This is a genomic window from Kitasatospora sp. NPDC001309, from assembly GCF_042896295.1.
GTDB lineage: Bacteria > Actinomycetota > Actinomycetes > Streptomycetales > Streptomycetaceae > Kitasatospora.
The window spans coordinates 23,972-37,904 of sequence record NZ_JBIAXC010000058.1 but is presented as its reverse complement, the minus strand read 5'-3'; the positions used below and the strand labels follow the sequence as shown (position 1 = coordinate 37,904).

Annotated in this window: 6 protein-coding genes; 3 read left to right on the top strand and 3 right to left on the bottom strand. The window is 73.7% G+C overall.

The window, feature by feature from the left end; all coding sequences use genetic code 11:
- Window positions 1–8: 8 nt before the first annotated feature.
- The 3 genes from ACFY2K_RS38115 to ACFY2K_RS38105 form a co-directional block, all read right to left on the bottom strand.
- Window positions 9–1,283: an MFS transporter gene (locus ACFY2K_RS38115; protein ID WP_375890533.1), complete on the bottom strand. Its 1,275-nt coding sequence runs from the start codon at window positions 1,281–1,283 to the stop codon at window positions 9–11.
- Entirely contained in the window at window positions 1,280–2,032 is a 753-nt protein-coding gene (locus tag ACFY2K_RS38110; protein WP_387717238.1) for a thioesterase II family protein, read from the bottom strand. Before ACFY2K_RS38110 ends, ACFY2K_RS38115 begins: the two co-directional genes overlap by 4 nt.
- Before the next feature lie 65 nt (window positions 2,033–2,097).
- Window positions 2,098–7,689: an amino acid adenylation domain-containing protein gene (locus ACFY2K_RS38105; protein ID WP_387717236.1), complete on the bottom strand. Its 5,592-nt coding sequence runs from the start codon at window positions 7,687–7,689 to the stop codon at window positions 2,098–2,100.
- Window positions 7,690–7,820: 131 nt separating this feature from the next.
- Between ACFY2K_RS38105 and ACFY2K_RS38100 the strand changes: the two genes are divergently transcribed.
- The 3 genes from ACFY2K_RS38100 to ACFY2K_RS38090 are packed head-to-tail and all read left to right on the top strand — an operon-like array spanning window position 7,821 to window position 13,926.
- Complete coding sequence (locus ACFY2K_RS38100) at window positions 7,821–11,129, top strand: amino acid adenylation domain-containing protein (protein ID WP_387717234.1); 3,309 nt, start codon at window positions 7,821–7,823, stop codon at window positions 11,127–11,129.
- The gene (locus ACFY2K_RS38095; RefSeq protein WP_387717232.1) at window positions 11,126–12,361 is read left to right on the top strand and encodes an NAD(P)/FAD-dependent oxidoreductase; all 1,236 of its coding nucleotides are present in this window, start codon (window positions 11,126–11,128) and stop codon (window positions 12,359–12,361) included. Before ACFY2K_RS38100 ends, ACFY2K_RS38095 begins: the two co-directional genes overlap by 4 nt.
- A gap of 23 nt (window positions 12,362–12,384) precedes the next feature.
- The gene (locus ACFY2K_RS38090) at window positions 12,385–13,926 is read left to right on the top strand and encodes an AMP-binding protein (protein ID WP_375890524.1); all 1,542 of its coding nucleotides are present in this window, start codon (window positions 12,385–12,387) and stop codon (window positions 13,924–13,926) included.
- Window positions 13,927–13,933: the final 7 nt, after the last annotated feature.

Genomic DNA, 13,933 nt, shown 5'->3' with positions numbered 1-13,933 from the left:
ACGGGGGGTCAGGCGGCGGCGGGGGCCGGGGCGGGGAGCTCGGTGGGGATGCCGGTGGCCCTGCGGACCGGGGAGAGCGCCAGCAGGACGGCGGCGATGCCGATGCCGCCGGCGCAGACCACGATCGCCCACTGGGTGCCCAGCCAGGTGCCGAGCCCGCCGCCGGCCATGGCGCCGAACGGCGTGCCGGCCATCACGATCATCCGGGTGGAGGCGTTCATCCGGCCCTGCATGGCGTCCGGGGTGATCGCCGAGCGGTAGCTGCGGATGTTGACGGCGCTGGCGATCACCAGCACGGCGTAGGCGACCTGGACGAACATCAGCATCGCGAAGGCGACGGCGGTGGGCATCACCGTCGCGGCGGGGATGACCAGTTCGACGCCGGTCATCGCCACGGTGCACCAGACCACCATCCGGCCGAAGGGCAGCAGCTTGCCCAGCCGGGCCGCGAACAGGGCGCCCATCAGCGAGCCCACGCCGGTGCCGGCCAGCAGTGCGCCGACCAGGATGCCGGGCAGGTCCAGGGTGCGGGTGATGAACACCAGGAACACCGGGTCGATCGCGATGGCGGAGAAGTTGATCAGGAAGGTGACCAGCACCAGGGTGCGCAGGGTCGCGTTGCCGAAGATGAAGGAGAGGCCCTCGCCGATCTCCTTCCACATCGAGGACGGCGGGCCGTCGGCCGGGCGCTCCGGCACCGGCTCCTTCTTGCGGATGCGCAGGGTGCAGGCCGCCGCCAGCCCGAAGGCGAAGACGTTGACCATGATGACCACCGGGCCGGTGAGCAGCTGCACCAGCAGGCCGCCGAAGGTCCGGCCGCCGATGTTGGAGACCGAACTGCTCATCTCCAGCTTGCTGTTGCCCTCGACCAGGTCCTCGCGCTCGACCAGGGCGGGCAGGATGGAGGCGTTGCCGATGTCCGAGACGGTGCTGCAGGCGCCGGTGCCGAACACCACCACCAGCAGCAGCGGGACGCTCAGCAGGTCCGCCCAGGACAGCAGCGGGACGGAGAGCAGGATCAGCGAGCGGACGGCGTCCGCCGCCACGATGATCATCTTCTTCGGCCGCCGGTCCAGCCAGACCCCGACGAACAGGCTGATCAGCAGGTAGGGCAGGAACTCGGTGGCCAGCAGCAGGCCCATCTGGAACACCGAGGCGCCCAGGCTGACCGCGGCGATCAGCGGGACGGCCACCGCCACCATGTTGGTGCCCAGCATGGAGAGCGTCTGGCCGGCCCAGAGTCTGCGGAAGTCCGCGTGGTCCCACAGTCCGTTGAGCTTCATGCCGCGGGTCCTTCCGAGGTCATCGCGCGGCCCATCAGGTCCAGCAGCGGTTGCGGGGCGGCGAGGAAGGCGTGGTGGCCGCCGTCCAGGAGGTGTGCGTGGTGCCGGGCCGCCGGGACGTACCGGCTCCAGCCGCCGAGCTGGTCCGGGCGGATCTCCACGTCGTGCTGCCAGCCGACCGCGTGCACGGCGCAGCCGAGCGGCTCGGGGGCGTCCAGCCGGTAGCGGCGCTGGGCGGCGAGGTCCTCCTCCAGCACGTCCAGGGCCACGTCGAGGAAGTCCGGGTCCATCCTGGTCCCGGCCGCCTCGGCGAGGACGTTCAACTCGACCGCGAGGTCGTCCCGCTCCAGCCACAGCCAGCGGCCGAACGGGGCCTCGTCGGGGGCGAGTTGGGAGGACATGAAGAGCGCGGTCAGCTCCTTGCCGTGGACCCGCTCCAGTTCGAGCGCGGTGGCGAAGGCGGAGAGCGCGCCGCCGCAGTGCCCGAAGAAGCCGGTCGGGCGGTCCACCAGCGGGGCCAGCGCCGCGGCGGCGGCGGTGGCCATGTTCTGGTAGGTGACCGGGTGCGGCTCGCGCAGGCGGTTCTCCCGCGCGGGCAGCTGCACCAGGCACACCTCGACCTCGCCGATCCGCTCGGGCCAGGCGCGGTACATCGACGCGCCGGTGCCCGAGTACGGGAAGAGGAAGATCCGTGCCGGGGCGTCCTCGGATGGGGGGCGGAACAGCCATTTGCCCGCGTCGGTCTGCATGGCGCCGTGAACTCCTTGTTCCCGTCGATTCGGTGGTGGGGCGGTGGTGCCGGGGGTGGTGCCGGTCAGCCGCCGAGCGCGGCGGCGCCGAGGACGTCCGCGACGGCCCGTACGTGCGGCTGCCGGACCAGGCCGTAGTGGTCGGTGTCGAGGCGGTGCAGCCGGAACCCGCCGGCCACCACCGCGCGCCAGGCCTCGGCGCTGCCCAGGGCCCGGCCGTCCCGGCTCTCCAGGTAGACCACGTCGCCGGGGTGGCGGCGCGGCCGGTAGGCGTGGTGCGCCCGCAGGTTGGCGGCGAAGACGCGGTGGCGCGCCTGCCAGGCCTCGCTGCCGGACTCGTCCGGCGGGGCGCCGGTGAGGGCCAGGGTGTCCTGGAGCAGCGCCTCGGTGGTCCGGTCGTCGTCCAGTGCGTCGAGCTGTCCGGGCGCGGGGAAGGCGGCGTCGACCATGCAGAGCGTCACCTCCCGCCCGGCCGCGGTCAGCAGGCCCGCGGCCTCGAAGGCCAGCACCGCGCCGAAGGACCAGCCCGCCAGGTGGACCGGCCCGGCCGGGTGGTCCCGGACGATCCGGGCCACGGCGGCCGCGGCCATCTCCTCGACGGTGCTCCCGACCGGCTCGGCGCAGTCCAGCCCGGACACGGCCAGCCGCGGGTCGAGGGCGCCGGCCAGGGCCAGGTAGCCCAGCGCGCTGCCGCCGACCGGGGGGAACAGCCACAGCGGCTCGGCGGGGCCGGGGCGCAGCGCCAGCACCTCCCAGCCGTTCCCGGCCGCGGCCGGTGCGGGCGCGGTCAGCAGGGCCGCCAGGCGTTCCACCGTGTCGTGGGTGAACAGCTCGGCGACGCCCAGCCGGCGGTCGAAGTCCCGGCGCAGCCGCCCGATCAGCCGGACGGCGGCCAGCGAGTGCCCGCCGACCTGGAAGAAGCCCTCGTCGGCGCCGAAGTCCGCGGTGCCCAGCACGTCCGTCCAGGCGGCCGCGACCAGGGCCTCGGCCGGGTCGAGCGGACGGGCGGGCGCGGCGCTGCGGGCGGCCCGGCCGGGGGCCGGCAGCCGCTTGCGGTCGACCTTGCCGCTGACGGTCAGCGGCAGCTCGGCGAGCGGCTCCCAGAGCGCGGGCACCATGTGCCCGGGCAGCAGGCGCTCGGCGTGCCGGCGCAGCTCCCCGGCCGGCAGCTCGGCGCCGGGCCGGGCGGTGTAGTAGCCGATCAGCCGCTCGCCGTCGAAGGTCACCGCGGCCGAGCCGCAGTCCGGGTGCGCGGACAGCACGGCCTCGACCTCGCCGGGCTCGACCCGCATGCCGCGGACCTTCACCTGGGCGTCGCCGCGCCCCAGGTACTCGATCGCGCCGTCCGGGCGGCGCCGGGCGAGGTCCCCGGTGCGGTAGAGGCGTTCGGTGCCGCCGTCCGGCCAGGTGTGCTCGACGAAGCGCTCGGCGGTGAGGTCCGGGCGGCCGTGGTAGCCGTCGGCCAGGCCGACACCGCCGATGTGCAGCTCGCCGGTGACGCCGACCGGGACGGGGTGGCCGGCCGGGTCGAGCAGGTGGATCCGGGTGTTGGCGATCGGCCGGCCGATCGGCACGGTGTCCGCGTCCTCGCGCACGCAGTGCCAGTACGTCACGTCGACGGCCGCCTCGGTGGGGCCGTACAGGTTCGCCAGGGCGGCCTTGGAGCGGTCCAGGAAGTCCCGCTGGAGTTCGGCCGGCAGCGCCTCGCCGCTGCACACGACCTGGCGCAGTGCGGTGGCGGCGGACAGGTCGGCGGCGTCCAGGAAGGCCCGCAGCATCGAGGGGACGAAGTGCGCCACAGTGACGGACTGCCGGGCCAGCACCTGTTCGAGGTAGCCCGGGTCCCAGTGGCCGCCGGGCTCGGCGACGACCAGCGCGGCGCCCTCGCGCAGCGGCCAGAAGAACTCCCAGACCGAGACGTCGAAGGTGTACGGCGTCTTCTGCAGCACCCGGTCCTCGGCGGTGAGCCGGAACTCCTCCTGCATCCAGTCCAGCCGGTTGGCGATCGCCCGGTGGGAGACCACCACGGCCTTGGGGCGGCCGGTGGAGCCGGAGGTGTGGATGACGTACGCCGGGTCGCCGGGCCGCACCTCGACCTCGGGGGGCGCGGCGCCGGGCGCGAGGTCGTCCGGGACGAACTCGACCCGGACGTCGGGCAGTTCGAAGCCCTCGGTGCCGGCGGCGGTGAGCACCACCCGGCAGCCGGACTCGGCCAGCAGGGCGGCGGTGCGCCCGGCCGGGTCGGCCGGGTCCAGCGGGACGTACGCGCCGCCGGCCTTGAGCACGGCGAGCAGCGAGACCACCAGCTCCGGGGAGCGCTCCTGGACGATCCCGACGTGGTCGCCGGGCCGGACGCCGAGGGCGGCCAGCCGGTGCGCCAGGGCGTCGGCCCGGCCGTCCAGTTCGGCGTAGTCCAGCACCCGGTCGCGGAACAGCACAGCGGGGGCCTCGGGCCGCTCGGCGGCCCGGCGGGTGATCGCCTCGTGCAGCAGGTGCGGGCCGGGGCGGTCGCGCTCCGTCCGGTTCCACCCGTCCAGTTCGGCGAGTTCGGCCGGGGCCAGCAGCGGGGTGGCGGTGGGGGAGGCGGCCGGGTCGGCCAGCATGGCCCGGAGCACGGCCACGTGGTAGCCGAAGTACCGGTCGGCGTCGGCCGCGGCGATCCGGTCGGCGTCGTAGCGCAGGCCGAGGCCGATCAGGTCGGTCGAGGTGTCGCGGTAGAACTCCGAGCCGAGCAGGAAGTCGGTGGGGGTGTGGCTGTACTCGTCCAGCACCTCCACCCCGTCGGTCGGGACGTCCGACTCGTTGCGGAAGTGGGTGTAGTTGAAGAAGGTCTCGAAGGAGGCCGCGCCGGCCACCCGGCCGCGCAGCTCCGGCATCGGGAAGCGGCGGTGCGGCTGGATCGCGAGGTCCGTGGCGGCGACCTGCCGGATCAGCGCGGACCAGCTCTCGGCGGCCACCCGGCAGCGCACCGGGAGGGTGTTCAGGAACAGCCCGACCACCCGGTCCCCGTCCGGCTCGGCGATCCGGCCGTTGTAGACCGCGCCGGAGACCACGTCCTCGGAGCCGGTCAGCAGTGCGATCACCCGCAGGTGCGCGGTGAGCAGCACGATCCGCACCGGGACCTGCAGGCGGGCGGCCAGCACGCCGAGCCCGGCGGACAGTTCGGCGGGCAGCTCGCGCGGCACCACCGTCATGTCCGGCACGCCGGTGCCCGGGGCGGCCGGCACGGAGCCGAGCGCCAGGCCGTCCAGCTGCGCCTGCCAGAAGGCGAGTTGCTGCGGGTCGCGGACGGCGGCGCGCTCCAGGGCGACGAAGGAGCGGTAGTGGGCGCGGGGCGGCGGCGGCAGGGCGGCCGGGCCGTCGGCGAGCGCGGCGAGGTAGAGCGAGAGCAGCTCGCCGAACAGGATCCGCTCGCTCCAGCCGTCGATCACGGCGTGGTGGACCACCGTCCACAGCTGGACCTCGTCCTCGGCCAGCCGGGCGAGGTGGTAGCGGATCAGCGGCGGGCGCTCCCAGTCGAAGAGGTCGCGGCCCTCCCAGTCGGTGCGCTGGTCGATCAGGGCCCGTTGCTCCGCCTCCGGCAGCCCGCGCAGGTCCTCGAAGCTGACCGGCGGGTGGGCGATCCGGGCGTGCACCACCTGGAGCGGTTCGGTGAAGCCGCCGGGCGCGAAGGAGGTGCGCAACAGTTCGTGGCGCTCCAGCAGTCGGGCGACGGCGGTGCGCCAGGCCGCGGCGGAGAAGGCCACCCGCAGCCGGCTCACCAGCACGTCGTGGTACATCGCGGTGTGCGCCTGCTGGCCGCTGCGGTAGAGCATGCCGGACTGCAGGGCGGTCAGCGGGTACGCGGCGACGGCGTCGGCGGGCAGCCGGGGCCGGTCCTCGGCCGCCACCAGGTCGAACGGTCCGGTGGCGGGCGTGCCGGCGCCGGCGGGCTCGGTGGCCCGCACCAGCGGGGCCAGCTCGCGCACGGTCTGGTTGCGGAGCAGGTCGCGGACCCGGAAGCCGAGGCCGCGGGCGCCGGCCCGGGCGACGATCTGCACGCTGCTGATGGAGTCGCCGCCGAGCTCGAAGAAGTTGTCGTCGATGCCGACGGCGGGGCGGCCCAGCACCTCGGCCCAGACCTCGGTGAGCACCCGCTCGGTCTCGTCGCGCGGGGCGGTGTCGGCGGGGGCGGCCTCGGGCTGAGCGGAGGCGGCCTCGGTCTCGGGGTTGATCTCGGTGAAATCGCTTGCGGGAGAGGTCAGTTCGGCGGCTGCCGACGCGGTGTCGGAGCCGAGGAAGTCGGTCAGCGGGCGGTCCGGCTGCTCGGCGGCCAGCTCCAGCACCCGGGCGTAGCGGGCGCCGAAGTCGGCGATCCACCCGGGCGAGAAGCGGTCGGCCCGGTACTCGAACTCGGCGACCGCGCCGTCCGGGGTGCGGTTGACCTGGAGGGCGAGCTGGTACTTGGCGGTGACCGACGGCACCTCGACCGGCCGGAACTCCAACTCCCCGGCCCGGACCGGCTCGAAGAAGTCCTCGCCGACGGTGAAGGCGACCTGGAAGACCGGCGAGTGGTCCTGGTGCCGGGTCGGCCGGACGTCCTTGACCACCGTCTCGAAGGGCACCGCCTGGAGGTCCTGGGCGCGCAGCACGGCGGTGCGCACCCGTTCCACCAACTCGCGGAAGGTGCGCGGGCCGTCGAGGTCGGTGCGGACCGCGACCATGTTGACGAAGCAGCCGACGGTCCGCTGGAACTCGGTCCGGCTGCGGTTGAGCGCGGGGGTGCCCACGATGACGTCGCGCAGGCCGGTGCGGTCGGCGAGCAGCAGGTCGTAGGCCGCCAGCAGGACGGTGAACAGCGTGGTGCGCTGCTCGGTCGCGAGCGCGGCGAGCCGTTCGACGGCCGGGCCGGGCAGCGGGAGGTCGGCGGTGCCGCCGGGGGCGGTGGCGGCGGCCTCCCGGTCGGCGGCGGTGGTGCGGCCGGTGGTGCGGCCGGTGGCGCGGTGGGTCGGCCGGACGTCCCCCGGCAGTTCCAGCACGGGGAGTTCGCCGGCGAGCAGTTCGACCCAGGCGCGCCGGGCGCGTTCGCCGGCCGGGCTCTCCAGCCACTCGTCGTGCCAGAGCGAGTAGTCGCCGTACTGGTACTCGACCTCGGGCAGGTCGGGCTCGGTGCCGGTGGTGAACGCCCGGTAGTGGGCGATCAGTTCGTCGCGCACCAGCTTGGCCGACCAGCCGTCGAAGACGGCGTGGTGGCAGCAGAGCGCCACCACGTGGCTGCCGTCGGCGCAGCTGAGCACACCGGCCCGGACCAGCGGGCCGCGTTCCAGGTCGAAGGGGGCGCGGGCGGCGTGCGCCATCCGCTGTTCGCGCTCCTCCGCGTCCCGGCAGGTGGCCAGGCGCCATTCCAGCCTGGGTTCCGGATGGACGACCTGGAGGAGTCCCTGTTCGTGAATGCGGAAAGTGGTGCGCAGTGCCTCGTGCCGTGCGAGCACGGCGGTCACGGCATTCCGGAGTGCACGGATGTCGACCGGTCCCCGGACTTCCCAGAAGCACGGGATGTGAAAGGTCGGTGCGTCACCCACGGTCTGCTGTGCGAGGAAGAGTTGCTCCTGGACCTTCGACGCCGGGAACGGATCCTCGTCCGCGGCGTCCGATTGGGCGGGGAACTCGCTGTCCACGGCTCGTAGACGCCCTTTCCTCCTGGGTATGGAGACACCTCCGCGTCCCCCAGGAACGTCAGCATACAGGCGGGAAATGGCTCGGCAAGGGGCAAGATCTTGCCTCGCCCGTAAGGGATTTGACCTCTGTCATGATCGCATCGAGTAGGGTAGTCTCGCGGCATCTTGCAGTGATGAGAGCGGGGGATCAACCCATGCCCGAGCGTGTCGTTCCGATCTCGCCGCAACAGCGCAGGCTGTGGCTCCTGCACAGCCTGCATCCGCGGCTCCCGCTCTACAACGGCCCGGTGGCGCACGAGATCAGGGGGGGACTCGATGTCCCCGCACTGGAACAGTCAATCCGTGCACTGATATCCCGGCACGCCGCGCTGCGGACCGGATTTTCCGTGGTCGACGACCAGCCCGTGCAAGTGGTCGTGGACCACCTGGAGTTCAGCCTTCCCGTGCACGACCTGAGGGGGGACCCCGATTCCCTCCGGGCCCGGGTGCGGGAGGCCGCCGCGGAGCCGTTCGACCTGGAGCGCCCCGGAGTCTTCGACTTCCGACTGTTCCGGTCGGCGGACGCGGAGTGGACGCTGCTCCTGAACCTGCACCACATCGTCACCGACGGCTGGTCGAACGCGGTGATCGCCGCCGAGATCGGCCGCGGCTACGCGGAGGTGCTGGCCGGGCGCCCGCCGGTCGCGGGGGAGGCCGGGCACGACTACGCCGAGTACGGCGCCGCGCTGGCCCGGCGGCTCGCCGACGGCCTGGCGGAGCGCCAACTCTCCTACTGGGCCGAGCACCTGGCCGGCGCCCCCGACCTGCTGCGACTCCCGCTGGACCGGCCCCGGCCGGCCCGCCAGCGGTTCCGCGGCGAGCTGCTGGACTTCGCGCTGGACGCCGGCCTCGCCGAGCGGGTGCGGCAGACCGCGGCCCGGCACCGCACCACCGACTACGTGGTGCTGCTGGCCGCCTTCACCCTGCTGATGCACGCCTACAGCGGGGAGCGCGACGTGGTGGTGGGCGCGCCCGTCACCAACCGGGACGACTCCGCCCTCGACGAGACGATCGGATTCTTCGTCAACATCCTTCCGCTGCGCAGCCGGAGCCGTCGCGGGGAGAGCTTCTCGGAGTATCTCCAGCGCTGCCGTGCCACCTTCATCGGGGGATTCCGCAACCAGTCGGTGCCTTTCGATGAAATCGTCAAGGTGACGGACAGTCAGGGTGCGGTCAGCCACTCGCCGCTGGTTCAGGCGGTATTCGGATACCACCAGGAGTCCCCGGCCCCCCTCCCGCTGGAGGGCCTGCGGACGAGCCGCTGGAACGTCCCGACCGGATTCGTCCAGACCGACCTGGAGTTCGACCTCGCACGAGCCGCGGACGGTTCCGTGGCCGGTGTCATCGCCTATGACAGCGACCTGTTCGACGAAGCCACCGTCGCCCGGCTCGGTGCGAATTACCGCGCCCTGCTGGAGGGGGCGTTGGCCGATCCGCAGGCACCGCTGGCCCGTATCGAACTGCGTTCCGCGGCGGAAATCCGGCTCGACCGGGAGGTGAACGGAACCACCGCCGAGTTCCCGGCCGACGCCTGCCTGCACGAGCTGTTCGAGGCGCAGGCGGCGCGCACCCCGGACGACGTCGCGGTGGTCTCCGAAACGGCCCGGCTCAGCTACCGCGAGCTGGACGAGCGGGCCGAGGCGCTCGCCCGGGAGCTGCGGGTGCGCGGCGTCGGCCCCGAGCACGCGGTCGGCATCTGCCTGGAGCGCTCGGCGGAGATGGTGGTGGGGCTGCTCGGCATCCTCAAGGCCGGCGGCGCCTACCTGCCGCTGGACCCGGCCAGCCCGCCGGCCCGGATCCGGCAGATCCTGGCCGACGCGGGCGCTCCGGTGCTGCTGGCGGCGCGGGCCCTGGCCGAGGAGGTCGACGCGGCCTCGGTCGGCGCGGTGACCGTCGACCCGGTGGACCTCGACCTCGCAGACCTCGACCTCGCGGCGGTGCCCGGCGCCCCGGCCGGAGGCCCCCGTCCGCACCCCGAGAACCTGGTCTCCGTCTACTACACCTCCGGCTCCACCGGCATGCCCAAGGGCGTGGCCAGCCGGCACCGCGGCTGGGTCAACCGGATGGTCTGGATGCAGCGCAAGCACCGGCTGGCCCGGGGCGAGACGGTGCTCCACAAGACCACGCTGACCTTCGACGACGCCGCCCTGGAGATCTTCTGGCCGCTCTCGGTCGGCGGCCGGGTGGCCGTGCTCGAACCGGGCCGCCACCGGGACCCGGTGGCGGTGCTGGAGGCCGCCACCCGGTACGAGTCGGTGTACCTCCAGGTCGTCCCGAGCATGCTGAACGCGGTGCTCGACCTGGTGGAGCAGGTGCCCGAGCGGGTGCCGACGCTGCTGCGCAACACCACCTCCAGCGGGGAGGCGCTCACCCCGTCGACGGTCGAGCGCTTCCACCGGCTGATGCCGGGCGCGCTGCACAACACCTGGGGCGCCACCGAGGTGTCCATCGACTCGACCTGCCACACCTGCGGCCCGGCCGACGGCAGCGCCACCGGAGCGGTCAACCTGGGCCGCCCGTTCGACAACAACACCGTGCACGTGCTGGACGACGAACTGCGGCCGGTACCGGTCGGCGTGGTCGGCGACCTCTACATCGGCGGCCTCGGCCTGGCCCGCGGCTACCTCAACGACCCGGCCCGCACCGCCGGTGCCTTCCTGCCCGACCCGTTCCGCCCCGGAGAGCGGCTCTACCGCACCGGCGACCAGGGCCTGCTGCACCCCGACGGCGGCTTCCGCTTCGTCGGGCGCAGCGACCACCAGGTCAAGATCCGCGGCATGCGGGTCGAACTCGGCGAGATCGAGACGGCGCTGCTCGGCCACCCGCAGGTGAAGGAGGCCGTGGTGGTGATCGCGGCGCAGGGCCCGGCGCAGCGGCTGGTGGCCTTCGTCACCGCCGTCGACCCGGCCGACCCGCCGACCCTCGACGCGGTCCGCGAACACGCCAAGGAGTGGCTGCCGCAGTACATGATCCCCGCCCAGCTGGTGGTCGAGCGGGCCTTCCCGCTGAACGCCAACGGCAAGGTGGACCGCAAGGCGCTCACGGTGCCCGAGCCGCCGGCCGGTTCGCAGGCCGCCGGCGGCGAGGCGCCGCGCACGCCCTCCGAGCAGTTCGTCGCCGGGGTGTGGCGGGAACTGCTCGGGGTGGAGCGGATCGGCGCCGAGGACGGCTTCTTCATGCTCGGCGGGCACTCGCTGATCGCCACCCGGTTCACCGCGCGGGTGCGCCAACGGCTCGGTGTGGAGTTCCCGCTGGTCACGCTCTACTCGGAGCCGACGGTCCGGGCCACGGCGCGGACGCTGGAGGAACTGGTCGCGGAGAAGCTGGCCGCCGGTGCGAAGTCCGCCGACGCGCAGCCGCCCACGGAGGCGCAGGCCCAGCCCGCCGGGGCCGAGCGGTGAGCGGCGGCTGGGACGCCGTGGTGGTGGGCGCCCGGGTCGCGGGCGCCGCCACCGCCCTGCTGCTGGCCCGGGCCGGCCGCAAGGTGCTGCTGATCGACCGGGCCGCCTTCCCCTCGGACACCATGTCCACCCTGTTCATCCACCAGCCGGGCGTGGCCAAGCTCTCCGAGTGGGGCGTCCTCCCGGCACTGCTGGACTCCGGCTGCCCGGTGCTGGACACCATCAGCTACGAGGTCGGCGGCGTCCGGCTGGCCGCCCCGGCGCCGGTGATGCCGGGTGCCCCGGCCGCCTTCGCCCCGCGCCGCCAGGTGCTGGACCAGCTGCTGGTCGACGCGGCCGTCAAGGCGGGCGTCGAGTTCGTCGACCGGGCCAACCTCCAGGAGCTGGTGCACTCCGACGGCCGGGTCACCGGCGTCCGCTTCCGTACCGCCACCGGTGTGCGCACCGAGTACGCCCGGCTGGTGGTCGGGGCCGACGGGATGCGCTCCCGGGTGGCCCAACTCGTGGACGCGCCAATGGAGGTGAGCGACCCGCGGGCCAGCTGCGTCTACTACACCGCCTGGACGGGCATCAGCACCGGCTTCGGCTTCCACGAGAGCCCCGGCAACTGGATCGTCCGGATCCCCACCCACGACGACATCACCCTGATCTCCACCTACTTCCCGCAGGACCGCTTCGCCGAGGTCAAGCAGGACCCGTTCCGCCACCACCTGGCGGCCGTCCGCTCCACCGCGCCGGAGCTGTACCAGCAGGTCGCCGAGGCCGACCAGGTCGAGGCGATCATCGGCACCGGCGACCAGCAGAACTACTTCCGCCGCGGGCACGGCCCCGGCTGGGTGCTGGTCGGCGACGCCGGGCACCACCTGGACACCATCAGCGCCCGCGGCATCACCAACGCCCTGCTCCAGGCCGCCTTCCTGGCCGAGGAGCTGGCGGTGGGGACGGCCGACCCGGTCCGGCTGGACGCCGCGCTCGCCCGGTTCACCCGCCGCCGGGACGAGGAGCTGACCGAGCCGTACCAGAGCACCCTGGAGCTGGCCAGGCTCACCGTGACGCCGTCCCGGCTGGAGATGCTGCGCACCATCGCGGCCTCGCCCGAGCTGACCGGCCGCTACTTCGCCGTCGTCGCGGGCATGCTCGGCATCGACGAACTCTTCGACGACGACGCGCTGTTCGACGACTTCGACGACTTCGACGACCTCGACGACTTCGACGACGAAGACCAGTTCTGACCCCCTTTATCAGGAGGAACCGCATGAGTCCCGCTCCACTCTCGCTCTGGGGCGGCGAGTCCCACCCGCCCTGCCTGCTGGCCGCGTTCGAGGAGCAGGCCCTCGCCACGCCCGGCGCGACCGCCGTGGTCGACGGCGAGCTCAGCCTCACCTACGGCGAGCTGCTGGCCCGGGTCAAGGGCATCGCCGACGGCCTGGCCGCCGCCGGGATCGGCCCGGAGGACCGGGTCGCCGTCACCGGCCGGCGCAGCGCCGCCGTGGTGGCCGCGCTGCTGGGCACGATGTGGGCGGGCGCCACCTACCTCCCGCTGGACAGCGAGTACCCGGCGGCGCGGCTGGCCCACATGCTCAAGGACAGCGGCGCCGGCCTGGTGCTGTACGCGGACGCGCCGCCGGAGTTCGAGGTGCCGGTGCCCGCCCTGCCGATCGCCGGCCTGCCGACCGCCGGCACGGCCGCGAAGGTGGACTGCCGCCCCGAGCTGTGGACGTACATCATCTACACCTCCGGCTCCACCGGCCTGCCCAAGGGCGTGTCCGTGCCGCACAGCTGCCTGGACGTGATGGCCGACTGGCAGCGCAGCCACTCCGTCCGCCGGGACCTGCGCACCGGCCAGTTCGCCCCGCTCAACTTCGACGTCTCCTTCCAGGAGGTGCTCGGCACCCTGTGCGGCGGCGGCACGCTCGTGGTGGTGCCGGAGGAGCTGCGGCAGGACCCCTTCGAACTGCTGGAGTGGCTGGGGGAGAACCGGATCGAGCGGCTCTTCCTGCCGTACGTCGCCCTGCAGATGCTCGCCGTGGCGGCGGCCGAGGAGGAGTCGCTGGAGCACCTGGCGCTCGCCGAGGTCAACGCGGCCGGCGAGCAGCTGGTCTGCACCCCGGACATCCGCGAGCTGTTCGCCCGGCTGCCGGGGTGTCGGCTGAACAACCACTACGGGCAGAGCGAGTCGGCGATGGTGACGGCCCACACCCTGACCGGCCCCAGCGCCTCCTGGCCCGCGCTGCCGCCGATCGGCGTGCCGCTGCCGGGCTGCGAGCTGCTGATCGACCCGCTGGACGCGGCCGAGCCGAACGTGGGCGAACTGCTGGTGGCCGGCGCGCCCTTGTCGCCCGGCTACCTCAACCAGCCGGAGCTGAACGCCAAGCGCTTCGTCACCGTCGACCCGACCCCGCAGGGGCACACCGCGGCCTTCCGCACCGGCGACCTGGTCCGGCTGGAGGACGGCGCCGTGACCTTCCTGGCCCGCCGGGACAAGGACGTCAAGATCCGCGGCTACCGGGTCAACCTGCTGGAGATCGAGGTACGGCTGCTGGACCTGCCGACCGTCTCCGCCGCGGTCTGCGTCGCCCTCGACGACGGCCAGGGCTCCCGCTCCCTGCACTGCGCGGTGACTGTCGACGCGGGCGCCGCCCCGCTGGACCCGGCCCTGGCGGCGGACGAACTCCGCCGCCACCTCCCGGACCCGTACATCCCCCGCACCTTCACCACCGTCGCCACCCTGCCCCGCACCCACAGCGGCAAGGTCGACCGCGACGCGGTGGCCCGCACGCTCGCCGAGCGGCACTGAACGTCCG